This is a genomic window from Rubripirellula reticaptiva (assembly GCF_007860175.1).
Classification (GTDB): Bacteria; Planctomycetota; Planctomycetia; order Pirellulales; family Pirellulaceae; genus Rubripirellula; species Rubripirellula reticaptiva.
In genome coordinates this window covers 1,208,513-1,231,377 of sequence record NZ_SJPX01000001.1, presented here as the reverse complement: position 1 = coordinate 1,231,377, position 22,865 = coordinate 1,208,513, and the positions used below count along the sequence as shown (strand labels likewise).

Below are 22,865 nucleotides of genomic sequence, written 5' to 3'. Positions count from 1 at the left end.
TTTCCAAACGGGTGTGGCTTTAGTCTATTGGCAACCACACCTTCATTCCATACGCTTGCCGCCAAAGTCTGATTTATGAGTTTTCGATTCCCACCACCTTGGACTACCGCATCGTGCTTGGCGGCAATTTCGCTGTTTGTAGGGAATGTTGGATCAGCACGCGCCCAATCATCCGCCGCACCAGCGGAAACAATCATGATTGCCGACGCTCAGTTGTCACTGATTCAAAACACGTTCATTGCCGCGCCGATTGCTGGCGTTGTCGCGGAAGTGTTAGTGGCCGAAGGTGACATCGTGTCGGTCGGTCAACGCATGGTCCAGTTGGACAACGAACAAGTTCGAACAGAATACGAAGCAGCACAAGCCTCTTACGAAGCCGCGCGACTCGAAGCATCAAACGACGTCGACACTCGCTATGCCAAACGAACTTTAGAAGTCCGAATTCGCGAGCTCGAACAGAGCATCGATGCAAACCGTGGCTTTGCCGGTGCAATCAGTGAAACCGAAATTGCCAAATTGCAGTTGGTGGTCGATCAGTCTGAATTGGCAATCGAACAAGCGGATCACGATTTAGCGGTTGCTCGCGCTAAGGCCAACGAAAAGCAAGCCGCAGCCAAAATTGTCCAAGCTCGCTTGGACAAACATGGCATCGCGGCGCCCGTCACCGGCCAGGTCGTGGAAGTCGCCGTCGAGGCGGGCGAATGGGTCGAACCGGGCAAGCCAGTGGTCCGCTTGGTGACGGTTGACCCGATCCGGGTCGAATGCTTTGTCGACGGACAACAGCACGGTCCGGAGTTAATTGGTCGATCGATCAAGTTCTTTCCCAAAGGCAGCGATGGGGATGATTCAGCTCAACCGCTTGTTGGAAAAATCACGTATGTGTCTCCCGAGCTTCATCCGGTCACCGGAGAAGCCCGTCTGTGGGCAACGGTTGGCAACACCGACAAAAAGGCGCGAGCTGGCCTGCATGGCCGCATCGAAATTTCGGGACAATGAGAACCAGCGGCTCCGAGTCCAGGCCTGAGCACCGAGCCAAAAAAACTTTCCAGGACTGATTTCAGTCCCGTGACCAGACGTGTCACATTGCCCAACAACACTGCTTTCTGTCTTCAAGTGCCAGTCATCAAATGACTGGTAAACACGAACCAGGGAGCGATGGATTGATCAACAACTTGGACCAATCGGTGTCGACAAGTGCCACGGCATTTGATCCACGGCCGATACAGACGATGGCCGACGGAGTCAGCGGCACGCTAGCGGGACTGTGGGCTTCCAGCGGCCTGCAACCGCGGCCCTATCAAAGCCGAATCATCGCGTCGGTGATCCGAATGTTCGCAGGCCGTTTCCAGGTAGGTGATCGGACCAGCCCAGCGGCAGCCAGCGTCTTGATCGAGAGTCCGACCGGCAGCGGTAAAACCGTGATGGGGTTGGCCGCAGCTGCTTTCATCCAGCGAACGACGGGCGCCCGAGTTGGATGGGTCGCCATGCGACGGAACTTGTTGACGCAAGCCGAAGCTGAAAATGCTCGTCGCCGATTTGGGGTGAAGATGCACCTGATCAGCATGTTCGACAAGAACCCGCCGCCATGTGACTTGTTGATCGTCGACGAAGCTCAACACGATGCGGCAACCAGCATGGCGAACCTGCACAGCAAGGTCCGTCCGACTTGGACGCTGGGGCTTTCCGCAACGCCCTATCGCACCGATCGGATCAAACTGTGCTTTGATCAAGTGATTCGCGACGCAGGCATTGCAGCACTGATCGCTGACGGATATCTGAGCCAGTATCACCACTACACCATCCCTGACTACACGCCATCGGCGGTCGCCAACTTGCTAGCCACCGACGCCGACCGCTGGGGAAAATCGCTGGTGTTCTTTCACCGCCGAACCGAGTGCAACGAACTCGAATCAATGCTTCGTGCTCGCGGCATTCGGTCAGACGTGGTCACCGCGACCAGCAATCGGGAACAGCAACTCAGTGATTTTGTCGCTGGTCGATTCGACGTGTTGATCAACATGGCGATCCTAACCGAAGGCTTCGATTGTCCCGAATTGAAGACGGTGTTTTGTCGACCGAGTGGCAAAGGACCTACGATTCAAATGGCCGGACGCGTGCTTCGCACATCGCATCGCGTTCCTCACAAGCAAGTCGTTCAGTGCCGGCTCACCAAGCATCCGATGATGCGAACAGCGATGCCTCAGGAACAATATCTGTGGAGCGAGGATGGTTGGCGGAGCATCCGTGCCAACGCTCGCTTGGACCAAATGGCGATGACGGCGCGCCGCCGAGTCGCCAAGGCAGATGTGAAGTTGCCACCTCTGATTTCAATGCACCGTTCGCGAAATCGAATGGCTTGGCTATCGCAGGCCGAATGAACATCAACGAATCATCAACACAACGCTACCAGTCCAAACGACCAACCCACCGAATTTAGGGAACCATTCGCATGACTACGACAACCACCGAAACAGAAAAAGCAACCGACAAGCCACGTTTCAGCTACGGAATCGCCACGGTCGCCGACTTACAGGTCGATCGAGTGCAGCCGACCGAAGCCGGTAAGGTGTCGCTAAAGGATCTGCGGATCGATGGTCAGCCCGTTGTGGCGACACGGCGATTCTGGCGATCGTTCTTCAGCCGGTTCGGAATCGCCGAAAATGTATTTCGCTACTTCACGCCTGCCGAAGTCTTCAACCGCATTGAGGAAGTCAACGCTGACACGGCGTTTCGTTTCTGCATCGCCAATCACACCGACACCGATGGCCGCACGAAACGCGATCTGTTGGCAGTAACCAGCCCCAAAAAACCTGTCATCCGTCACGATGAAGTGGTTGACCTGATCACGCGATACGGCGGGTCCGACGTGCGTTATCACAACGGCCTCGTCCTCAGCACGCATGCCCCACGCGGCGGTTCACGCCAATTCGCAATCGGCGGCGATCAGTTTCGTGATCGTTTCTGTTTGGAAACACCCATCGACGGTTACGGGCACCCTCGGTTGTTCTTGTCGATGATGCGAATGGTATGCAGCAACGGCATGATCGGTTACGCCCGTGCCTTTCGCAGCGACGTGCCGGTCGGCAAACACATGGATCACTGCATTTCACGTGCGATCGAATCGTTCGATAACGGCGATGGCTACGTCGCCCTGCGTCAACGATTCGAATCAAGCCAAAGTTCGTGGGCTTCGGTCCACGAATGCCTCACGCTGGCGACGACTCTCGAAAAAGCCAAACGCGAGAAACAACTTTTGTGCGAAGGTGTGCTTGGACGCTTGCGAGGGATCGCAGGCAACCTAAGCGAACTGTACGGGCTGTCGAATATCGAAGCGTTAAGCGACAAACGCCAACGCATCCTGCCCAGCAAGGCTCGCGTGTACGACTTGATCAACTTTGCCAGCGAGATCGCCACGCACCACGCGACGCCCGACGGGGCCAACCGGATCCAGGCGTACATCGGGACCCTCGTGTCGGACGAATACGACTTAGAAGGAACGGCCGAGAAGTCCGCCGACTTTGACGACTTCTTCATCGAAGATAGCGAAGCAGTCGTGCGGCAAAGTGTGAACTGAGACAGCCGTTTTGGTATGTTCTGTTGATGAATTCACCCTCCAAATCGATCGAAATTCTCGGCATCGGCGTTTCCGTTTTGGATGTGTTGATGGTGGTCGACGAACTGCCGACCGATGAATCAGTCGTCCGCGCCAAGGACCGACGAATCAGCTTGGGCGGTGGCGTCGCAGTTGCCACCGCAACAGCGGCGATGATGGGCGGCCAAGTGTCGTTTGCCGATCGGCTTGGCAACGATGTCGCCTCGCAAACGATCCTGGCGGAACTGAAATCTGCGGGGGTGAATGTCGATCACATCGAAGTCGTCAAAGAGCAATCGGCTTCGGTCGCGACCGTCTGGGTTCGGCAAAACTCGGGATCACGAACGATCGTCTTTTCACCCGGCAGCGACATCCCCTTGTCATGGAACGACGAATTGGCCGCCGCCGTTGCCAACGCCAAAATCCTTCACTGCAACGGGCGTCACGTCGAAACGTGTCTGCGAGCCATCGAGATTGCCAAACGCAGCGACACGCTGGTCTCGTTCGATGGCGGCGCCCATCGCTATCGCGATGAAGTGCTGCCGCTGGTCCGGGCAAGCGACATTTTGATCGTATCGGAACACTTCGCCGCCGCGCACGTGAATGGAGATGACGTCCACGGCAACTCAGATCCGGCAACGCTGGCGGAACAGCTTGCTGCTGATTTCGATGCTCGCATCGTCGGCGTTACCGCAGGTGATCGCGGCAGTTGGTTTGTCTGTCGCAATAATGGTCGTTGGCATGAACCGGCGGTGAACGTTGATCGAGTGGTCGACACAACCGGATGCGGTGATACCTTCCACGGCGCATTTCTCTACGGAATCGCGAAAGGCTTTTCCGTCCGCCGCAGTTCGCACCTAGCATCGATCGTCGCAGCGAACAATGCGTGTGGGTTGGGCGCATTGGCCGTCGATCTCAATTCGATCGAATTGAAAATAAACCGCAACACCTCAAGTTTCTCAAATCATTGAAACTCAATCAGAGTCCGAGTTGGTGCCATTCGACTTCAAGATTGCAAGAAGCCGCATCAGTCGATCGATTTCACGTTCAGTCTCAATCTTTTCGCGGTCAGATCGATCCCCCTCAAGGAGCGGCTCTAACCGGGCAACATCACGTTCAACTTCGCCTTTGATCCACTTCAATTCTCGCTCGTCGACTTCGAGTTGCTGGCGCAGTCCAACGACTTCGGCCTGCAGAGCGTCGAGTTCGCTTTTCGGCAACGCCCCCTTTTGATTCAATTCCACTGCTTGTTCGAATTGCTTCACAGTCGCTTCTAGCTTGGCTCGCCGAGAGGCCAAGTCTCGCAATACATCGAAGACTCGTTGGTCGGAACTGACAGTCGACGGAGCAGGAGCAGGAGCAGGTGAACTTGGCAACTCTGGGACAAGTTGCGGTGGACTGCTCCGTAGGACAGGACTCGGTTGGGACGGTCTCGGTTGGTTGTATGGTGAGGGCGGGTTCCCCCAAGGAACATTCGATGGCGGTTGGGGGGCGACATATCTTGTCGGTGGTTGAGGTGTCGGTGTCCGCAGATCGTTATTGCGTTGATCAGCATAGGGTCGAAAGCTGTCGTTCGCCCACGCTGATATCGGAGCATGGCTAGTCGAAGGGAGTTGCCTATGCGGCGGAAAATCGGCCGTCACAGGGGGAGTCCATCGCAAATGGTCGGGCATCCCTAGCAAATCCTCAATTCGCCGCTGCACGATGGCCTCACGATTTTGCATTCGTCTTTCGTGCAGCGACTCAACTCGCTGCAGACGCTCCTTCATGCTTTGAATCGAAGCTGCTTGATCAATATGCATTGATTCGAATTGTGCTTCGATCAGTGCGGTGAGTTCTGCTTTGATTTGATCACGGTGAGCATCATCTTTAGTCTGCAAGTACTTCGTTCGTAGCGTTTCGGCTTCGTCCGAACGCGAATCGTAACTTTGTACCATTGGGCTATGAAAACCACCGGCCGCAGCGTGCGATTGCCACGCCGACATCGGAATGCGACGCACTTCACCCGTCTCCCGATCATGAACCGTGTGGTAAGTGGGCGTGAACGTGGGCTGAGGCACCGTAGCATCAGTTCGTGACGGCGCCGGCGCATCCGAATAGCCACCGGCTGAGCGACCAAATTGATTCGGATCATCGGCGCGCAGCCATGTCCATCCGACGGGGACAACAAAGACGGTTGCCGTGGCAATTCGGAACGCGGTTTTTCGATAGGATTTCATTTTTTGCTGCCTAGGGTTTGCGCCGAGAAGTTGAGTTGGGTTTCGAGAATTTCGATTTCGCTGGCGAGTTGCCGGAGACTCAAATCAAGTTGTCCGTTGTTCCATCGAACATCTTCCGCTGTTGGTGGTGTCACTGTGACCAGACGCCGATGCAATGTCGTCGTAGGAGACTCCCGAACTTGCTCCGGACGAAAAGCCCAAATCATCGTGCCGATCAACAACGCAGCGGCAACGATCGCGATCCATCGCATGCGGTGTGCGGGCCAATCGACTTCAACGGGCAACCGATGGGCGGATGGATTTTGCACGTGCGCGAGTGCGGCTCGCAGCAACTCACCGGCCTGATCCGCCGTTGCAATTCGCTGGCTCGGCTGAATCGCCATCAAGCGGCCAACCAATCGATCAAACCACACCGGCATCCGTTCATTGACCCGGTGGATCGGAGTCGGACGTGATTCCGTGATCATTTTCAAGACGGCGATGGGGTTACCGGCGCGAAACGGTGGTCGGCCGGTGGCGAGCGCGTACATCAGACTGCCCAACGAAAACAGATCGCTTTGCGCGTCGGCGACGTCACCACGTGCTTGCTCGGGGCTCATGTACTGTGGCGTCCCCGCAATCATTCCGCTGCAGGTCAACGATGCGTCGTTCAGGGCGCGGGCAAGACCAAAGTCGCTGATCAAATAACGGATGCCGCCTTCTTCGACCAAGATGTTTGCCGGTTTGATGTCGCGATGAATCACGCCCATTCGGTGCGCGGCGGCCAAACCATCGGCCAATTGAACGGCGATACGAAGCACTTCGATCAGATCAAGCGGACCTTCGCGATCGATACGCTGCTGCAAATTGCCGCCCGTTACCAGCGGCATTACCAAGTAGGGCAACCGCGCCGACGTCACAACGCTATAGATCGGCACAATCGCAGGATGCACAACCGCAGCCGCCGCTTGAGCTTCTCGCATGAACCTCGCTCGCGCCGCCCCCACGCCCGCCAAGTGCGGTGACAAAACTTTCACGGCAACGGGACGGTTCAGTTCGTTGTCATACGCTCGCAAAACAACCCCCATTCCGCCTTGCCCGATCACTTCAGTCACAGGATAGCGATCCAGCATTCCGATCCCCGACTCGGACGGTTCCAGGATTGGCAACAACCATTCGACCACCATTGCTGTTTCCACAGCGGTCGGATGATCGTCGCCAGGGATCGTCACGCTCTTTCCGAGCACTTCAATGGTTTCATCCCACCACGGCTCGCTCGCCGCGAGCCGCGCGAGCGATTGACGACAACGGGTGCAACTTGAAAGATGCAGTTCAACTTGCTCGGTACGACCGACAGGCAACGAATCATCCAGCAACTGAATCAGAATTTGATCGTCGAAATGATAGTCTTGGATTGAAATCATGTTTTAATCGTCACTCCGTCAATCGGTCATCGACCAGTTCGCGGATTCGCTTGATGATTCTGCAACGAGCAACATAGACGGCGCCTTCGCCGATCCCCAGTTCTTTGGCGACGTCGGAAATGGATAGTCCGTCGACCGATGATTTCCAGAACGCGATCCAGTTCGTTTCACCAGTGCGCTGTCGAACTTCCGCTGCAGCCCAGCGAAAGAGTTGTTGCCGACGATCCCAGTCAAACTCTTCCGTCGTTTCGTCATTCACATTGTCGGCCGCAATGATTTCCAGATGGCGCATGACACCGCTAGCATCGATCGTTTCACGGCGCGACGCGGACTTACGGAGCGCGTCAATCGTGGCATTGCGAGTGATTCGGCTTAGCCATCCTCGAAAGGTGCCATCTCCATGGTTCGTGAAATTTGCAATTGACCGGGAAACCGCCATCAAAACTTCCTGAACAATTTCTCGGGCATCTGCGTCTTGCAGTCCGCGTCGCCGGCACATCGCGTAAATGACCGGTTCATAGACGGCGTGGAAATCGGTCCACGCCTCATGGTCTCGCGTGTCTTTCAAGCGAACCAATAGGCTTGGGCGAGTCGTCGGCTGAGGCTCCCTACCGCTTATCGACATGGCGAAACGCAATTCCGAGTTGACACTGTAAAACGAGACAAGCCGAAGATCCCGTTTATGGGCAAGTCGTGCTCATCCACAAAGACTAACGGATGCCAATTAGCGATTCTTGCGCGAAGTGTCTAAGAATTCATCGCTTGGACGCGATGCGGCGGTCGAGGGTTTCTCGCAGCTTGGCTGCCAAGTCGCGCGGAGTGAAGGGTTTTTGCAAGAAAGTGAAGTTTTCGTCGTTCATCAGTTCACGCCTTGCGATTTCACCCACAAACCCGGACATGAACAGCATGGGAAGCCCTGGGATAGCCGCTTGAATGTACTCAGAAAGGTCAAATCCATTCATTCCAGGCATGACCAAATCAGTCATTAACGCCTGAATTCTGTCCGGCTGCTGATCCAAAATGTCGATCGCTTCCTGCGCATTTCTAGCCGGGATCACATCGTATCCATAATTGCCCAAAATGTTCATGGTCAGCAGCCGCACCGAATCATCGTCTTCCACCAACAGAATGGTTTCATCGCCGCCCACCGGATCCTGATTGGATGGCGAGTTTTTGAACAACGCCAGAGTTCCAAGCATCTCGGGCAACAAAATCTTGAACGTTGTTCCCTCCCCAACACGGCTAGTGACTTGAATCACCCCACCTGATTCGCTGATGATGCCTTGCACCATCGACAAACCCAAACCTGATCCCTTGCCGACGGGTTTAGTCGTAAAGAATGGCTCGAAAATCCTTTGCTGAATCTCTTCGGATATTCCGCACCCAACATCCGAGACCGATAACTGAACATATTTCCCCGGCCTTGCACCCCCAGCTTCGATCGAGTCGTCGGCCGTGATGTCAACGTTGCGAGTCTCGATCTCAAGCTTCCCCATGTGATCCATTGCGTCACGAGCATTGATCGAAATGTTCAACAGCATCTGCGACATTTCGCTCTGGTCGATCCAGACTCGTCGTAGGTTCGGTTCGAGCTTCAACTCTACTTCGACACCATCACCCACTAGACTGCGCAGCAAAGAAAGTGAATTCAAAATCACTTCATTTAGATCAAGCTTCTCGGGAGTTCGAACTTGGCGGCGACTGTATGCCAACAGACTTCGTGTCAGATCCGACGCATGCTCGCTCGCCTTTTCAATTTCCCGCAAGAAGTTCGACGTTGAAAGGTCCGTTGCAGGATTCCGCAACATAAGGTCGGTATAGCCAATGATGACCGTCAATAGGTTGTTGAAATCATGTGCTATCCCGCCCGCCAACTGCCCAACGGCTTCCATCTTTTGAGCCTGACGTAGTTGCTCTTCGATACTGCGTATCTCTGTCACATCCACCAATACGGCCACGACACGAGATACAACATTGCCTTCGAAAACAGGTTGATAATAGAGAGTGACGATCGCTTCCCCGCTTCCCTTGGGCACTCGGACTTCATAATCCACGCTTTCGCCCGCAAAAGCCCGATCCATCTGTGGCCGTATCAGTTCTTCGTAAATTTCCGGCAGTACATCGGCAACCAAATGACCGACGATACTGGCAGATGGACGCCCCAAAATCGCTGCGTACGTTTCGTTGGCGAAGCTGTAGCGACGCTCAGCACTGAGCACGACCAGCCCCACTCGCGCGCTTCCAGTCACAATCCGCAGTAGTGTTTCGCTCTGCTGGAGTTCAACTTCCGCCCTCTTTCGCCGAGTAATGTCTTGGGCGACGCCGCGTAGACCAATGGTTCTGCCGCTGGGATCCTTAACGACCTCGCCACGCGCCCACATCCACCCGCGGTACTGACCGATTCGTAGGATTTCAAGCTCGACTTCATACGCTACACCAGTCCGCGTCGTGTTCTCAACCGCAGCATTCATTTTGGCCCAACTGTCTTCAACGAAGAGTTGTTTTTGTTCATCGACGGTTGGCGCCGGCAAAGCAGGATCAAGGCCAAATACTCGGTAGACCTCATCCGACCATTGGACTTCATTCGTTTCCAGATTCAGGTGCCAGCTTCCCATGCGAGCGATACGTTGTGCTTCATTGAGATCCTGTTTGCTGCGATAGAGATTGAATTCAGCGTTCTTGCGCTCGCTTACATCGGCGGCATAGCCGTGCCAGAGTATGGAACCGTCAGGCTCTCGCTCTGGGAATGAATTGATTGACAACCATTTGATCTCGCCATCCGAAAACTCCAGACGAAACTCATGATTGAACCGCGTCAAATCTCGCGCCGACTTTTCGACAGCTTCACGGAACCCGTCCCGATCATCGGGATGAATGATGCCGTCCATTGCTGATGCATCAACGACGTCCTCTGGGTCGAGACGAAAAATCTGTCGCAAATTTTCACTGGCATACGGAAGACACGAACTTCCATCGGGACGCAATCGATATTGGTAAACAAATCCTGGCAGATGGCTGGCAATTTTTTCAAGGCGACCAAGCGCCTCTTGCTTTGCCTCAGTTTCAATCTTCGATTCGGTGATGTCCTGGCAGGTTCCGTCCAACCCAGCTAGTTCACCGTTCGGACCTAGCGTTGCCCACCCTCGTGCATTGAACCAACGCTGAGTGCCGTTCGGCAAGATTGCCCGATAGACATGGTCGAATGCTCCAAGCGTGTCGATCGCATGATTCAAACTATCCAGCACAAATGATTTATCCGATGGATGGATTGCCGCGATATAGCTATCGAAGCTTGGTTGAAATTCGCCTGGAAGCTGACCAAAAATGCGATAAGCCTCGTCCGACCAAAACACCTCGTTGGTTTGCGAATTCCAATGAAAGCTTCCAATCTGGGCAATCGACTGCGACTCTTTCAGGTGCTGCTCGCTGCCCTTCAACTGCGACAAAGGGTTTCGTCGCGAATCAACTTTTGCAATCGAAATCTGTACAGCAGACTGCTGGCCGGCACTCGAACTCTCCTGTTTGCTGGATGGCACTAACGCGAAGAAATGAGCCCAAAAGCAACCGCCGTCGGACTGAAGCATTCGAACTTCACAACTGGTCGCTACAGGATTTAAGTGCGATCGATCGACTTCAATGTCGCCTTCAACACCATCTTCCTGGGCAACCTGGATCATCGAATGCAACTCGTTATGCATTTGATGAAAATCATCCTGATCTTCGGGATGAATGAATTGCGCAAGAGACGCCTCGATCAACTCGTCGCGGACGGTACCTAGCAAGCTCAGCAAAGTGTGGTTTGCTTCGACAACCGTTCCTAGTCGATTGACAGTGCAACAACCTACCGGCGCTTGGTCATACAATTTGAAGTACTTCGCACACTGATCGTTGACGTCAGCCACCGCCCGGCGAAGTTCTGCATTTTGCTGTTCCAACTCAATCTGATGCAGTTTCAATTGTTGCATCAGCGTGCTCTCAGAGTCGAACGGCGAGGCATCCGAATCGTGGCCAGAATCAGAATCGTGGCGAACGACTTCGCTAGCCAACTGCTGATTGACTTGAAGCTTTGCGTCTTCACTCATACACGGCGTTTCCTTCAAGCAAAAACCAGCTTATCCCTGAATTCAGTCCCACCAACTATGATGATTCCGGCAACTTCGGGGTACGCAGCCACCAATGCTCAATGTGAAACACTAGCGACGGGCGGATTATACGCCCCCTCGTGTGGCTTGCGGATACCAACCGATGTTTCCCGATGAAACGCTCACAAAGTGAGCCAAGGGGGGTGCGACAGAAAAGCATTTTCCACGTCTCAATTTCAGTCGATACTTGCGATTAGGTCAGGGGTTGAATGTCTGACGAGACAAACGATTGGAACTTCGGGATCAATAAATTCGGGATCATTGAAATGGAAGCAAGAACACAAAAGATCAAGGGCTGCTGTCCTGCCGGACATCATGTTCGTGGTGATATCACCATGGCAGGGCAAAAGGTGCGTTGCCCTCGTTGTGACGTTCCCTTCATTTTCGCCCCTCCCGAACGCGCCGTTGTCGTTTCGACGGGTAAACCAAGCGTGACTGAATCGAGCATCATGCGAATTTTAGGCGATGCGGATCCGTTGCCACCGGCGCCGACTCAGTCGGTCAACCAAATCAAGACCCGTCCGTGCCCGAAATGCTCGATCGCGATTTCGGAAGCCGTTGCCGTTTGCGGTTACTGCAAATGCTATGTCGGCGCTACGCCGTCGTTTATGCGAGAGTTGGCATAGCCGCTTCCTTCGCCCAATTCTGTAGACGTACTGCTTAGCAACGGTTGGCAAAATCGTCTACGATTCGTCCATGGGGACCTCGAATTCGAAAACCACCGCAGCCAACGCCTCGGCCTCTAAAGGCCCTGAGGTCGCAGCTAAACTAAAACTGACGACGGCAATCGATACATTGCCGGGGATGAGTCGCGCGCGTGCGAATCGGTATACAAAACTGGGTTTAAGAACCGTCCAGGATTTGCTATTTTTGTTTCCGCGGGACTATGAACGCCCCGCACCGGCCGCAAAAGTCGACGAGCTTCGCGAAGGCGAACCTGCTTCGATGTTGGGCGCGATTACGGATACCGAAATTGTATCTCGAACACCTGGCAAGTCGGTCTTCGGCGCGGTCGTCGAGAACGAATCAGGCTCCATCCGCATTCTGTTTTTCAACCAGGCCTTCCGCGCCGAACAGCTGACACTCGGCCGCCGTGTGATCATTTCCGGAACGCCAAAACTTAGCGGATTGCGGTGGGAGTTTGTGCATCCGAAGGTCACCATTCTGGATGAGACCGAAACGCTACCAGAACCGCGGATGATGGCGATCTACCCATTGACCGAAGGTGTCAAACACTCGGAACTTCGCAACCTCGCCGAAACCTACCTGCCGTTGGCGACCGACTTACCGGAAGTCATGCCCGAGTCGCTGCGTTCGGCCGCGGCAGAACGATTGCGAGAAAAAGGAATTCAAGTCTTCGGCAATTTGCCATCGATCGACGAGTCGCTACGGCAACTGCATCTGCCAGACAACGAGATTTCAATGCTGACCGCTCGAACGCGGTTAGTGTTTCAAGAACTGTTCGTCATGCAACTTGCTTTGGCAATGAAGCGGCGACGGTCAACTACCAATCTGCATGCGCCACCGCTGCCCTCGACCGCGATGATCGACGCGAGAATCACTAATCGGCTGCCGTTCACTCTGACTGGTGATCAGCGGCTAGCCATCGACGAAATTCGCGCTGACATGTCTCGTCAGTTTCCGATGAACCGGTTGTTGCAAGGTGACGTCGGCAGTGGGAAAACCGTGGTCGCCGTCTACGCGATGATGTTAACGGTGGCCGGTGGTCACCAGGCTGTTTTGATGGCGCCGACCGAAGTACTGGCTCGCCAGCATTTTAAAACGATGACCGAGATGCTTGAAGGAAGCCGAGTTCGCATCGGTTTGCTTTGCGGATCTCTTTCCGCCGCCGATCGGCGCGATGTGTTTGCGAAAACGGCGTCGGGTGAAATCGATTTGCTGATAGGGACCCAGGCACTGCTTTACGGTGGAATCGAGTTTCACCAATTGGGACTATGCGTCGTCGACGAGCAGCACAAGTTTGGCGTCAACCAACGCGTACAACTGCGTACCGGAGGACTCGATCCGCATTCGTTGGTGATGTCGGCAACGCCGATTCCTCGGTCGATCGCCATGACGATGTTCGGCGATGTTGAACTGAGCACGATCCGCGAAAAACCACCTGGTCGCGGCAAGATCAATACTTACTTGTCGCACGATGGTTGGAAAGACCGCTGGTGGGCGTTTGTTCGCGAGCGACTTGGCGAAGGGCGCCAAGCATTTGTGGTCGCACCGCGAGTATCTGCCGTCGTTTCAGACGACGATGAATCGGAAACCGAAGACGTGTCATCGGTGGAAACGGTCTACGAAGACTTGTGCAACGGGCCGCTTGCCGATTACCGCGTTGGACTGCTGCACGGCAAGATGTCTAACGACGAAAAACAAGCAATCATGCAGGCTTTCGCAGCTGGACGGACCCAAGTCCTGGTCAGCACAACGGTGATCGAAGTCGGCATCAACATTCCCAACGCGACCGTCATGACCATCATGGGCGGACAGCAATTCGGGCTAGCGCAGTTGCACCAATTGCGTGGGCGAGTCGCGCGAGGTTCGCACGCCGGTCACGTTTGCGTCTTCACCGACGGCGAACGATCACCGGACGAGAACGAGCGATTGAAAGTCTTCGAACAAACCGATGACGGCTTCGAACTCGCCGAAGCTGATTTTCGCTTGCGTGGCCCAGGCGATTTACTCGGTCGCAAACAAAGCGGCATGCCGCCAATGCGAATCGCAGACCTAAACCGTGACGTCGAAGTATTAGTCGTCGCCCGGGCGATGGCACAAGAAATCATCGACGAAGATCCCGAACTGGAATCGGAAGATTTTGCAGCGCTTCGCGAACAGATGATGCGTCGCTATGGCAAACGCATGAACCTTGGTGACGCGGCGTAGGTCTATCGCTAATTAAAGAGCACCCGATACACGAAGCCGAACGCCGGTGGACGGACACATCGTGATATTACGCCTGCGTGGAACGACAGGTGTCGTTTCCAGCAGTTCGAATTCGTGACGGCGAATCAACGTCCCCAAAACGATTGCCATTTCATAACTTGCAAAGGCCGCCCCAACGCACCGCCGATTACCACCCCCAAACGGATAGTATTGTGATGGAGAATAAGTGTGATTTAGAAATCGACCGGGATTGAATGTTTCGGGTGATTCGTAGATGGATTCATCATAGTGCGTCAAACAGGCCGCAGCCGCCACCGAAAATCCGGCCGGCAAATGGTAGTCACCGATCTGCATCGGCCGCGTCAGCGTTCGCAAAACTTCGGTCACGATCGGATTCAATCGCAACGTTTCTTGAGTGATCGCTCGCAACATCGGCATTGCGGCCAATGTCTCGGGCAGCATGTCACATTGATCAAGTTCAAGCCGCAGGGTTGCCAGCCAATCGGGATTCCAGTGCAAGTGGTACAGCGTCCAAGCGATCGTAACGGCAGTGGTTTCGTGCCCGGCAAATAGCAACGTTCCAATCGAGTCGGCGAGATGTTCGAAGTCAACGTTGGGTTCGTCGTCGGTAGGCCGTGCCAAGATCGACAAGATATCTTCGCGCGTGTGCACCGATTCGCCACGTCGTTGGACTTCGTTTTTGATTTGCTGTCGCAGCTTTACCTGCGCCACCCGCAAACGATCCATGGGGCTAAAGCCCAAGCACGAAAACTGCGTTCTTGGTGAAAAGAACAAAATCGGCAACGAACGATCCAACACCCCACGCGTTGTCGCGCGGAACTCTTTCATCAACTGGTGCGAGTCAGCGCCGAGGACCGTTTGCAAAATCACATCAAGCGAGATTTCGGTTCCAAGTTTTAGTCCCGTAAACTCGCGACCGTCCTGATAGTTGCTAACCGCAGCCGTCGCGGTCGCCTGCATCGCCTCGCCATACGCTTTCATACGGTCCCCATGCAGTGGCGGCGCGACCCGCTTGCGTTCGGCACGGTGGGGCGGTCCCTCCATCATCAGCAAAGATCCGCTGCCTAGGATCGGACGAATGGCATCGCTAGCGAAAACGGCGAATGCGTCGGGATCGGCCTTGAAAATCTGTTCGACCAAATCCGGTCGTCCCGTGACTAGCACGTCGCCGTTGATCGCTCGCATCACAAACGGATCGCCGTACTGCTGGACGCAGCGGACGAACATCCGGCGCGGATTCTGGATGACGTGCCACGTGTTGCGCCACTTACCCGTAGGGCCACCGGGAAGGTTCATCGTCGCTGCCTGTCAAGGAATAAAAACGGACGGAAATGATCGGCTCGACTGGTGAACGATGCCATTAAATCGTCCGGTCGTTACGTCGCCAATCGATAAAATCCGCCGATGAATTAGCACACGACGTTCACACTACTGACATGTCGATCGATCAAACGAGACCGCCATCGACAAGCTCTTTACGCTCATTCATGGCGGCGGCCAACGACTCGCTGTGCGTGACGGTGATCAAGATCGCACCCACTGAACTTTGCAGCCGCAACAGCAGTTCGGTCACACTGTCGGCGGTCTTGCGATCCAGATTTCCGGTCGGCTCGTCCGCCAAGATCAACCGAGGCTGCATTAGAAGCGCCCTCGCGATCGCGACTCTTTCACGCTCACCACCCGACAACTCACTTGGCAGATGCCCTAGCCGACTCGACAAACCGACTTCGTCCAACAGTTCCGTTGCTCGCGCGACATCGCTTGCCGAAGATTTCCCTTGTGCCAGGCTAGGTACCAAAACATTTTCGATCACCGTCAATTGAGGCAACAGATGATGATCCTGAAAAATGAAGCCGACCTTTTCGTTACGAAACCGAGCAAGTTTGTCATCCGACAGTGCAAACGGGTCCGCACCGTCGATCATCACTGTGCCCGAATCGGGCCGATCCAGTGTGCCCAGGATCTGCAGCAAGGTGCTCTTGCCACTTCCACTCGGTCCAACCACAGCCAGCGAATCACCGCTCGAGAGTTCCAAATTCAGATTCGACAATACGACAAGCCGATCGTCCCCAGTCGCAAACGACTTTGACAAGTTCTTGACGATCAATGAGGGCGAAGACGAATTATCGTTCATAGTTTTAGTTGGAAAGAAGGTTGCACATCGACAACGCGGCCAAACCATAGAACGTGTACTCCACGTCGGCAGTTTGATCGAGAGAAAAACCAATGAATCCACCGGAGCCTGATTTGGGCGACTCCATCGCCAAAGCATAACGTCGAATCGAATCCACGTTGACTCGCGTCGAGGCGTCTAAATCAGCCAGCGTCAACAGTCCGGTGAATGACGACAACAGATCTGCGAATGGAATGCGTGTATTGGCGGACAACCCACCTTCGTCGGTTTGCATTTCCGATAGAAATTCGACGGTATTGGTGTGGTCAACGCTGTCCAATCGCCCCATCGCTTTCAGGGTTCCGATGGCGGCCGCGGTCGGGTTCACACCCGGACGTTTGGCCGCACGGATTTCCAAGTAGCCGCCTTCGTCATGCGCTTGAGACGCCAAGAAACGTTCGATACCCTCGACATCATTGACGGGAATATCAATCAATTGATGGCACAGCACCGACAAGAAAGTTTGGTAGGTGCTGCCAGCGCGGCCCTCGGGGGTTTTCGCAAATCCGCCGTCATCAGTCCGCAAGGTTTCTAGCATTGCCGCGACATTGGATCGCCAGTGCAGATCGTCATCGCCGATCACCACTTGGCCAACCGCCATTTCGCAGATTGCCGCACCAAAGATCAGCGACATCAAGTCGATGACCGATTCTCGTTTCTGCAATCGAGATCGCAAGAAATCGGCAGCCCGCTTTCCGACCGAATCGTCCAATCCGCCAGCGATCCAAAGCCCTCGCAGCGCGAAAGCCGTGTAATACGGGTCACTTTCGCCTTCGCGACCGGCAAAGCCACCATCGGATCGTTGCTTGGCAACCAACCAATCGACATGACGACGACGAAATCCTTCATCAAGACTCGACGCACCCAAAGCCAACTGCAACGTCAACTCTTGCAAGTACGGCAGACTCACGCAGAGCCTTGCGGGTTGAAGTACTGCGGCGCGTTACCATCTTTCCATTTGATGTTACAACCGATCGACGGTCGTTGGTCAGCGGTGGGCAGCTTCCCGCCGATGACGGCATCGATCGCAGCACGCAAGTCATTGCCGGTCACAGGAATGTCAGTCTTGGGACGACTGGAATCGAGTTGACCGCGATAGACCAACCGCTTGTCCGCGTCGAATAGAAAGAAGTCCGGTGTGCAGGCCGCCGAGTACGCGATAGCGACGCTCTGATCGCTGTCAAACAGATAGGGGAAAGGGTAGCCTCTCGCCGCCTTTTCTTTGACCATCGCTTCCAACGAATCGTCCGGATACTTTTCGGCATCATTGCTGTTGATCCCGACAAACGCGACTCCTTGATCGGCATAGTCATTAGCCAGGGTCGCCAATTCGTCGGCAACGTGGATGACGTACGGACAATGGTTGCACATGAACATCACGAGCAATGCTTTGGCACCGTCGAACTGATCAATCGAGACCACCTTTCCGTCGGTTCCGGTCAACTCAAATGCGGGGGCGGTCGTGCCCAAGGGCAACATCGTGCTAGCAGTGCGAACCATCGTAAGGAATCAAAGGGTTAGAAGTTGTGGATCAGAGAATCGTCATTTTAGGCTCACCGTCTCGCGCTCGGGCGAGACGGCCGGCACGGCGGTTATGCTACGACTTCAACTTGTTTAACAAACGGCCGGGGCTGCCCATTGCGTGATAGCCACCGTCGACGTGCAAAATCTCGCCAGTAATTCCTTCGCTGTTTTCGCTCAGCAAGAATGCACCGGTGCGACCGACTTCTTCGTGGCTGACATTTCGGCCTAACGGTGCCATGTGCTCGTACAGGGTCAACATTTCCTCGACGCCTGCGGCACGGCCAGCCAACGTCCGAACCGGACCCGCCGACAACGCATTGACTCGCACCCCTTGTGGGCCCATGTCGTACGCCAAATAGCGTACGGTCGCGTCAAGTGCCGCTTTGCAGATCCCCATCACGTTGTATCCGGGCACACATTTCTCGCCACCAAAGTAGGTCATCGTAGCGATCGCACCGCCGGGGTTCATAATTTCCTTGGCCTCAGCGGTACATTTGATCAGTGTATAGACACTAACGTCCATCGCCAATTTGAAGCCTTCTCGCGAGGTGTAAACCGTGTCGCGGGACAGATCGTCACGATCGGCGAACGCGATGGAATGCAGCAAAAAGTCGATTTTCCCAAACGTTTCCGCTGCTTTTTCAAAAACAGTGCGGATGTTGTCGTCATTCTGCGCATCAAGAGGTACAAGGAACTTTGCGTTCTCATACTTGTCGGTCAACTGAGAAACACGGCGGCGATTGCGTTGGCGTTCATCATCCGGACGATCAGGTAAGTGAGTAAAACCACATTCACCACCGGCGTCCATGATTTGCTTTGCGATCGCCCAAGCAATGGAATGGTCGTTGGCGACTCCGAGGATGAGTCCCTTTTTTCCGGCGAATTGCATGTGCAGTGTTTCCTATTTGGTTCTTAAAACGGTACGTCAAAGCACCAACATACCGCCAATCCCTGGGGTTCGTCTATTTACCTTCAATTCAGATCCCATCAATCGCCATCTAGCCCAGCAATTTTCTAATACCAACTCATCGTCCCATACCACGTGATGTGAGCCGACACGCTCACTCCCCCAAGCCTTGTCGAGTCTTTCTGTGCCACAATCATCTGAATCTATTGATCCGGCGTTTATTGATCCGGCCACCAACGAACTGCGGTTGGCACTCGAACTCGCAGCAACCGAACAAATCGACCTCTCCTCGCCGACATTTGCGACAACCGTGCTACCGAATCTGTTGCATCTGGTAGGCAGCCAAGTCGGTGGACTAGTCAAACAGCACCGTGGAACCTGGGCCTGTTGTCCGTGGGTCGGCGACATGACAGATGTCCCTACGCAATTGATTGGTGACGTGATCGACCGGTCGCATTCAGGAACGATGTCGACACAATTGTCCGATGGCTGGTGCATCACTGCGATGCCAAGCAACGTCCAAACCTCATCGACTGGTAATCAACTTGTCGCGTCGTCGGCGCTGGTGGTTCGTCTTGGCGAGGCCGAGCTTGGCGACAGCAGTGAATCAAACAGTCGCATTCGACGAATCACTTGCGCAGCTGAACTGCTTGCCACGACTCTGCACCGAATCGAAACGCATCAACGTCAACAGCGCCGGATCGAGCAGCTATCTGCCGTCTTAGCCTCAGCCGCGAAATGGCAACGACTTGACGATGATGAAAAACTGTTGAAAGAGATCGCCGATACCGCCACTCAATTGCTGAGGTGCGAACGCGCTAGTATTTTCTTGTGGGACCGTCGCCGCAGCAAACTTATCGGTCGGCCCGCGCTTGGCATCAAAGGTAGTTCGCTTGAAGTCGATGATGACGCAGGGGTAGTGGGGGAAGTCCTTCGCAGCGGCGAACGAAAGATTTGGAACGCAGGGTCTGACGACGAAGCGAGAGTGAATCGCAAAGTTGACGCAACGCTCGACTTTCGAACGCAATCTCTCGTTGCCGTGCCAATGTCTCGCGGGCAAGACGAAAACAAACGCGATGAACTGATCGGCGTTTTCGAAGCGATCAACCGAGTCGATGGCGACTTTGACGAGTTCGATGCGGTCTTGTTGGCCGACTTGGCGACTCACGCAGCAGTCGCGATCGAGTCCTTGCGGACTCGTCGCCGGCTCGTCGAATCCCGCGACCGATTGGTCAACGATGCCGCATCGTCGAGTCCGCTTGTGGGCAATCACGAGTCGGTTGAAAACGTTCGCCGCAGCGCCGACAAAGTCGCCAACACAGACTTGTCGGTTCTAATCCTCGGCAAGAACGGAACAGGTAAAGAAGTGCTCGCGCGTCACGTTCACTACGAGAGCAAGCGTCGCAGCGGCCCATTCGTGGCAGTCAATTGTGCGGCCTTGGTCGAAACACTGCTCGAGAGCGAGCTGTTTGGACACGAAAAGGGTGCGTTCACCGATGCCAACCAGACTCGCGTGGGCAAGTTTGAATTGGCAAGTGGCGGAACACTCTTTCTTGACGAAGTCGGCGACATGAGTCCGGGCGGTCAAGCAAAATTGCTACGAGTGCTGGAAGAAAAAGTAGTCGTGCGAGTCGGCGGATCACAACCGATTCCTGTCGACGTGCGAGTGATCGCGGCGACGAACCAACCGCTCGAAGAACTGATCCGCGAACGCCGGTTTCGCGAGGACCTGTACTTCCGCTTGAACGTGGTCTCATTGACGTTGCCCCCGTTGTCCCAGCGTGGCGACGACGTAATGCTGCTGGCCAATCACTTTTTGAAACAATTTTGCTACCAAATTGGTCGGCAGGTTCCGACGTGGAGCGAAGCCGCGAAAAGTGCGATGCGAAATCACCCTTGGCCAGGCAACATTCGCGAACTTCGTAACACGATCGAACGCATCTGCTATTTGACCAGCGACGACATCATCAAGTCAGACGATTTGAGTCTGACCGGAGCAAACATCAACCGCGATGGCGGCATTTGTCGGATCGACATGCCGATCGAATTGAGCGAGTCAACAAAATTGTTCCAAGTCGAACACATCGAACGGGCGATCCAATCCAGCGGCGGCAACATGACCGACGCAGCCAGCCGACTTGGACTGCATCGTTCGAATCTTTACCGAAAGATGCGGCAACTCGGCATGCCTACGTCCGGTGAGTAACAACCGCGTTGGCTTCAGACTTGGCTAACCGATCGCAGCCGATCCGTTAGTCCGCTTTCGACTCCGTCACTAGCCGGCGTCCTTCTTTTGCAAAAATGCTCGATTGCAAAATCCCTAACCGGTTCAAGCGGAACGTCGCTGCGGTCAACAAACATCCCAAGCCGTAGACACACGAACGCTTAAAATTGATCGACGACGCTTCGGCAAAGTACTTTGTCGGGCAAGAGACCTCGCCCATGCGAAATCGAAAGTAGATGGCTTGCGACAACATTTGGTTATCGAAAACGAAATCGTCCGAGTTCTCCTCAAGCGGTAACGTCAACAACAGGTCTCGGGAAAACGCGCGATAGCCCGTGTGAAATTCCGTCAACTTGGAACCCATCAATACGTTTTGAACGAGCGTCAGAAATCGATTGGCGATGTACTTCCAAATCGGCATCCCACTTTCTCGCGCTTCGCCGCCAAGAATACGACTGCCAATCACACAGTCATACAGCCCGCTGCCAATCAGCGACACCATCGCCGGCAGCAGTTTAGGTGTGTATTGATAGTCAGGGTGAACCATCACGACGATGTCCGCCCCCAATTCAATTGCTGCTTTGTAACAGGTCTTTTGATTGCCGCCATAGCCACGGTTTTCAGGATGCCGAAGCACATGCATTCCTAGCGCCGCCGCGACGCTGGCAGTGTCGTCGCTGCTTGCGTCGTCAACCAAGACGACTTCATCGACCAGACGCTTGTCAATTTCGTCATAAGTTCTCTCAATGGTCTTTGCCGCGTTATAGGCCGGCATCACGACAACGACTTTCTTTTCGTTAAACAATTCGACCTTCCAATTTTTCGGACATAACCCTGATGTTAGCTGACTTGGGCCGAGCAATTGCAATCAACGTTCCGCCACGGCCAAGCCAGCCGGCAATCAACACGGGCACCGCACCCAGCACCGACAAAACAGCACCTAACGCTAGTGCAGCGATCCGGCCGAGTCGACCAGTTTTTGTCGACCGACCCGTCAACAATTTGAACAACAGATTCGGTTCACCGCCCAACGCATCGATGGCACTCGATGACCAACCCAGCAAATCGTATTCGAACTCTGAACCGCGAAAAAACTCAACGTCAAAACCACGATCCGACAACAACTTTGTTAATGATTCAGTTGTGAAATGATACGCATGACGGGGCACATCCAAATGCAACCAAAAACGTCCAACAAGTCTCGATGGCAGACTTCCGAAATCGGGAACCGCGATCACCAAGACTCCATTGTCCGCGATCTGGCCACGAAGCTGCTCGGTCACTTCACCGGGATTGGGCAGATGTTCTAGCACATGCCACATCGTAACGATGTCGAAAGGCGACTCGGACGCTGTCTCGTCGAGCGACGCTTTCACCGGCAATCCGGCATCCGCAGCGATACTCGAGAACCGTTCCACACCGATCCCAGCGTATCCTGCCTGGATCGCTGTACCTAAAAACGTTCCGTCACCACAACCAACGTCCAGCAATTTCGCCGGCGCAGACGTTTGGACAAGTCCGCGGATGATTCGGATTCGACGGCGATCGCACATCGAAGCGGTGAACCCGTGACGCCGGCCAACGTATTCCTTGCCATAGTATTGGTCCAAATCGTTGGGCATCCCGGCGGTGACGCCCAGGCCACAAACAGGGCATCCAGCAATGTCAAATGCTTCGCCGGTTTGGGCGTCCCGAACTTGGTGCCGTAGCGGTATGAGTTCTCGTTCGCATAATGGGCATTCGAAATCGTTCAAACCGAGTCCGCCGA

At 54.6% G+C, this 22,865-nt stretch carries 18 protein-coding genes; 7 read left to right on the top strand and 11 right to left on the bottom strand.

Features of this window, described 5'->3' with window-relative positions; translation table 11 throughout:
• The first annotated feature begins 75 nt into the window (after window positions 1-75).
• From Poly59_RS04375 to Poly59_RS04360, 4 genes are all read left to right on the top strand, one after another.
• The gene (locus tag Poly59_RS04375) at window positions 76-996 is read left to right on the top strand and encodes an efflux RND transporter periplasmic adaptor subunit (RefSeq protein WP_146532797.1); all 921 of its coding nucleotides are present in this window, start codon (window positions 76-78) and stop codon (window positions 994-996) included.
• A gap of 131 nt (window positions 997-1,127) precedes the next feature.
• Window positions 1,128-2,378: a DEAD/DEAH box helicase gene (locus tag Poly59_RS04370; RefSeq protein WP_246151374.1), complete on the top strand. Its 1,251-nt coding sequence runs from the start codon at window positions 1,128-1,130 to the stop codon at window positions 2,376-2,378.
• 71 nt (window positions 2,379-2,449) lie between these two features.
• On the top strand, window positions 2,450-3,574 hold the full coding sequence (locus Poly59_RS04365; RefSeq protein ID WP_146532796.1) for a DUF932 domain-containing protein: 1,125 nt from the start codon (window positions 2,450-2,452) through the stop codon (window positions 3,572-3,574).
• A 26-nt stretch (window positions 3,575-3,600) separates the two neighbouring features.
• Window positions 3,601-4,563: a carbohydrate kinase family protein gene (locus Poly59_RS04360; protein ID WP_146532795.1), complete on the top strand. Its 963-nt coding sequence runs from the start codon at window positions 3,601-3,603 to the stop codon at window positions 4,561-4,563.
• Window positions 4,564-4,566: 3 nt separating this feature from the next.
• On the opposite strand, the gene Poly59_RS04355 is transcribed toward Poly59_RS04360, so the two are convergent.
• The 4 genes from Poly59_RS04355 to Poly59_RS04340 form a co-directional block, all read right to left on the bottom strand.
• Entirely contained in the window at window positions 4,567-5,811 is a 1,245-nt protein-coding gene (locus Poly59_RS04355) for an HlyD family secretion protein (protein ID WP_146532794.1), read from the bottom strand.
• Window positions 5,808-7,214: a serine/threonine-protein kinase gene (locus Poly59_RS04350; protein ID WP_146532793.1), complete on the bottom strand. Its 1,407-nt coding sequence runs from the start codon at window positions 7,212-7,214 to the stop codon at window positions 5,808-5,810. The genes Poly59_RS04355 and Poly59_RS04350 overlap by 4 nt, the downstream gene beginning before the upstream one ends.
• Before the next feature lie 10 nt (window positions 7,215-7,224).
• On the bottom strand, window positions 7,225-7,839 hold the full coding sequence (locus tag Poly59_RS04345) for an RNA polymerase sigma factor (RefSeq protein WP_146532792.1): 615 nt from the start codon (window positions 7,837-7,839) through the stop codon (window positions 7,225-7,227).
• Window positions 7,840-7,969: 130 nt separating this feature from the next.
• Window positions 7,970-11,296, bottom strand: coding sequence for a PAS domain-containing protein (locus tag Poly59_RS04340; protein WP_146532791.1), 3,327 nt, complete (start codon window positions 11,294-11,296; stop codon window positions 7,970-7,972).
• Window positions 11,297-11,622: 326 nt separating this feature from the next.
• On the opposite strand from Poly59_RS04340, the gene Poly59_RS04335 reads away from it, so the two are divergent.
• Window positions 11,623-11,982 carry a hypothetical protein gene (locus Poly59_RS04335; protein WP_222436037.1) on the top strand — a complete coding sequence of 120 codons (360 nt, stop codon included), beginning with the start codon at window positions 11,623-11,625 and terminating at the stop codon, window positions 11,980-11,982.
• Window positions 11,983-12,052: 70 nt separating this feature from the next.
• Complete coding sequence (gene recG / locus Poly59_RS04330; RefSeq protein ID WP_146532789.1) at window positions 12,053-14,248, top strand: ATP-dependent DNA helicase RecG; 2,196 nt, start codon at window positions 12,053-12,055, stop codon at window positions 14,246-14,248.
• A 12-nt stretch (window positions 14,249-14,260) separates the two neighbouring features.
• Here the strand turns inward: recG and Poly59_RS04325 are convergent, their stop codons facing one another.
• From Poly59_RS04325 to Poly59_RS04305, 5 genes are all read right to left on the bottom strand, one after another.
• A complete protein-coding gene (locus Poly59_RS04325) occupies window positions 14,261-15,565 on the bottom strand; it encodes a cytochrome P450 (RefSeq protein ID WP_146532788.1) in 1,305 nt (434 codons plus the stop codon).
• Between the two features lie 151 nt (window positions 15,566-15,716).
• The gene (locus Poly59_RS04320; RefSeq protein ID WP_146532787.1) at window positions 15,717-16,403 is read right to left on the bottom strand and encodes an ABC transporter ATP-binding protein; all 687 of its coding nucleotides are present in this window, start codon (window positions 16,401-16,403) and stop codon (window positions 15,717-15,719) included.
• A 4-nt stretch (window positions 16,404-16,407) separates the two neighbouring features.
• Window positions 16,408-17,352, bottom strand: coding sequence for a prenyltransferase/squalene oxidase repeat-containing protein (locus Poly59_RS04315; RefSeq protein ID WP_246151373.1), 945 nt, complete (start codon window positions 17,350-17,352; stop codon window positions 16,408-16,410).
• Window positions 17,349-17,942 (bottom strand): thioredoxin family protein, encoded by a 594-nt coding sequence (locus Poly59_RS04310; protein WP_146532786.1) that lies wholly within the window; start codon window positions 17,940-17,942, stop codon window positions 17,349-17,351. Before Poly59_RS04310 ends, Poly59_RS04315 begins: the two co-directional genes overlap by 4 nt.
• Window positions 17,943-18,039: 97 nt before the next feature.
• Window positions 18,040-18,855: an enoyl-ACP reductase FabI gene (locus Poly59_RS04305; RefSeq protein ID WP_146532785.1), complete on the bottom strand. Its 816-nt coding sequence runs from the start codon at window positions 18,853-18,855 to the stop codon at window positions 18,040-18,042.
• A 202-nt stretch (window positions 18,856-19,057) separates the two neighbouring features.
• On the opposite strand from Poly59_RS04305, the gene Poly59_RS04300 reads away from it, so the two are divergent.
• Window positions 19,058-21,079, top strand: a complete 2,022-nt coding sequence (locus Poly59_RS04300) for a sigma-54-dependent Fis family transcriptional regulator (RefSeq protein WP_246151372.1) — start codon at window positions 19,058-19,060, stop codon at window positions 21,077-21,079.
• A 46-nt stretch (window positions 21,080-21,125) separates the two neighbouring features.
• On the opposite strand, the gene Poly59_RS04295 is transcribed toward Poly59_RS04300, so the two are convergent.
• Both Poly59_RS04295 and Poly59_RS04290 read right to left on the bottom strand, forming a co-directional pair.
• Entirely contained in the window at window positions 21,126-21,902 is a 777-nt protein-coding gene (locus Poly59_RS04295; protein ID WP_146532784.1) for a glycosyltransferase family 2 protein, read from the bottom strand.
• Window positions 21,895-22,851, bottom strand: a complete 957-nt coding sequence (locus tag Poly59_RS04290) for a class I SAM-dependent methyltransferase (protein ID WP_146532783.1) — start codon at window positions 22,849-22,851, stop codon at window positions 21,895-21,897. Before Poly59_RS04290 ends, Poly59_RS04295 begins: the two co-directional genes overlap by 8 nt.
• Between the last annotated feature and the right edge of the window lie 14 nt (window positions 22,852-22,865).

Excerpts from the sequence above, each read along its gene's own strand:
- Poly59_RS04375 (WP_146532797.1), top strand. The coding sequence starts at position 76 with ATGAGTTTTCGATTCCCACCACCTTGGACTACCGCATCGTGCTTGGCG.
- Poly59_RS04370 (WP_246151374.1), top strand. The coding sequence starts at position 1,128 with ATGACTGGTAAACACGAACCAGGGAGCGATGGATTGATCAACAACTTG.
- Poly59_RS04365 (WP_146532796.1), top strand. The coding sequence starts at position 2,450 with ATGACTACGACAACCACCGAAACAGAAAAAGCAACCGACAAGCCACGT.
- Poly59_RS04360 (WP_146532795.1), top strand. The coding sequence starts at position 3,601 with ATGAATTCACCCTCCAAATCGATCGAAATTCTCGGCATCGGCGTTTCC.
- Poly59_RS04355 (WP_146532794.1), bottom strand. The coding sequence starts at position 5,811 with ATGAAATCCTATCGAAAAACCGCGTTCCGAATTGCCACGGCAACCGTC.
- Poly59_RS04350 (WP_146532793.1), bottom strand. The coding sequence starts at position 7,214 with ATGATTTCAATCCAAGACTATCATTTCGACGATCAAATTCTGATTCAG.
- Poly59_RS04345 (WP_146532792.1), bottom strand. The coding sequence starts at position 7,839 with ATGTCGATAAGCGGTAGGGAGCCTCAGCCGACGACTCGCCCAAGCCTA.
- Poly59_RS04340 (WP_146532791.1), bottom strand. The coding sequence starts at position 11,296 with ATGAGTGAAGACGCAAAGCTTCAAGTCAATCAGCAGTTGGCTAGCGAA.
- Poly59_RS04335 (WP_222436037.1), top strand. The coding sequence starts at position 11,623 with ATGGAAGCAAGAACACAAAAGATCAAGGGCTGCTGTCCTGCCGGACAT.
- recG (WP_146532789.1), top strand. The coding sequence starts at position 12,053 with ATGGGGACCTCGAATTCGAAAACCACCGCAGCCAACGCCTCGGCCTCT.
- Poly59_RS04325 (WP_146532788.1), bottom strand. The coding sequence starts at position 15,565 with ATGAACCTTCCCGGTGGCCCTACGGGTAAGTGGCGCAACACGTGGCAC.
- Poly59_RS04320 (WP_146532787.1), bottom strand. The coding sequence starts at position 16,403 with ATGAACGATAATTCGTCTTCGCCCTCATTGATCGTCAAGAACTTGTCA.
- Poly59_RS04310 (WP_146532786.1), bottom strand. The coding sequence starts at position 17,942 with ATGGTTCGCACTGCTAGCACGATGTTGCCCTTGGGCACGACCGCCCCC.
- Poly59_RS04305 (WP_146532785.1), bottom strand. The coding sequence starts at position 18,855 with ATGCAATTCGCCGGAAAAAAGGGACTCATCCTCGGAGTCGCCAACGAC.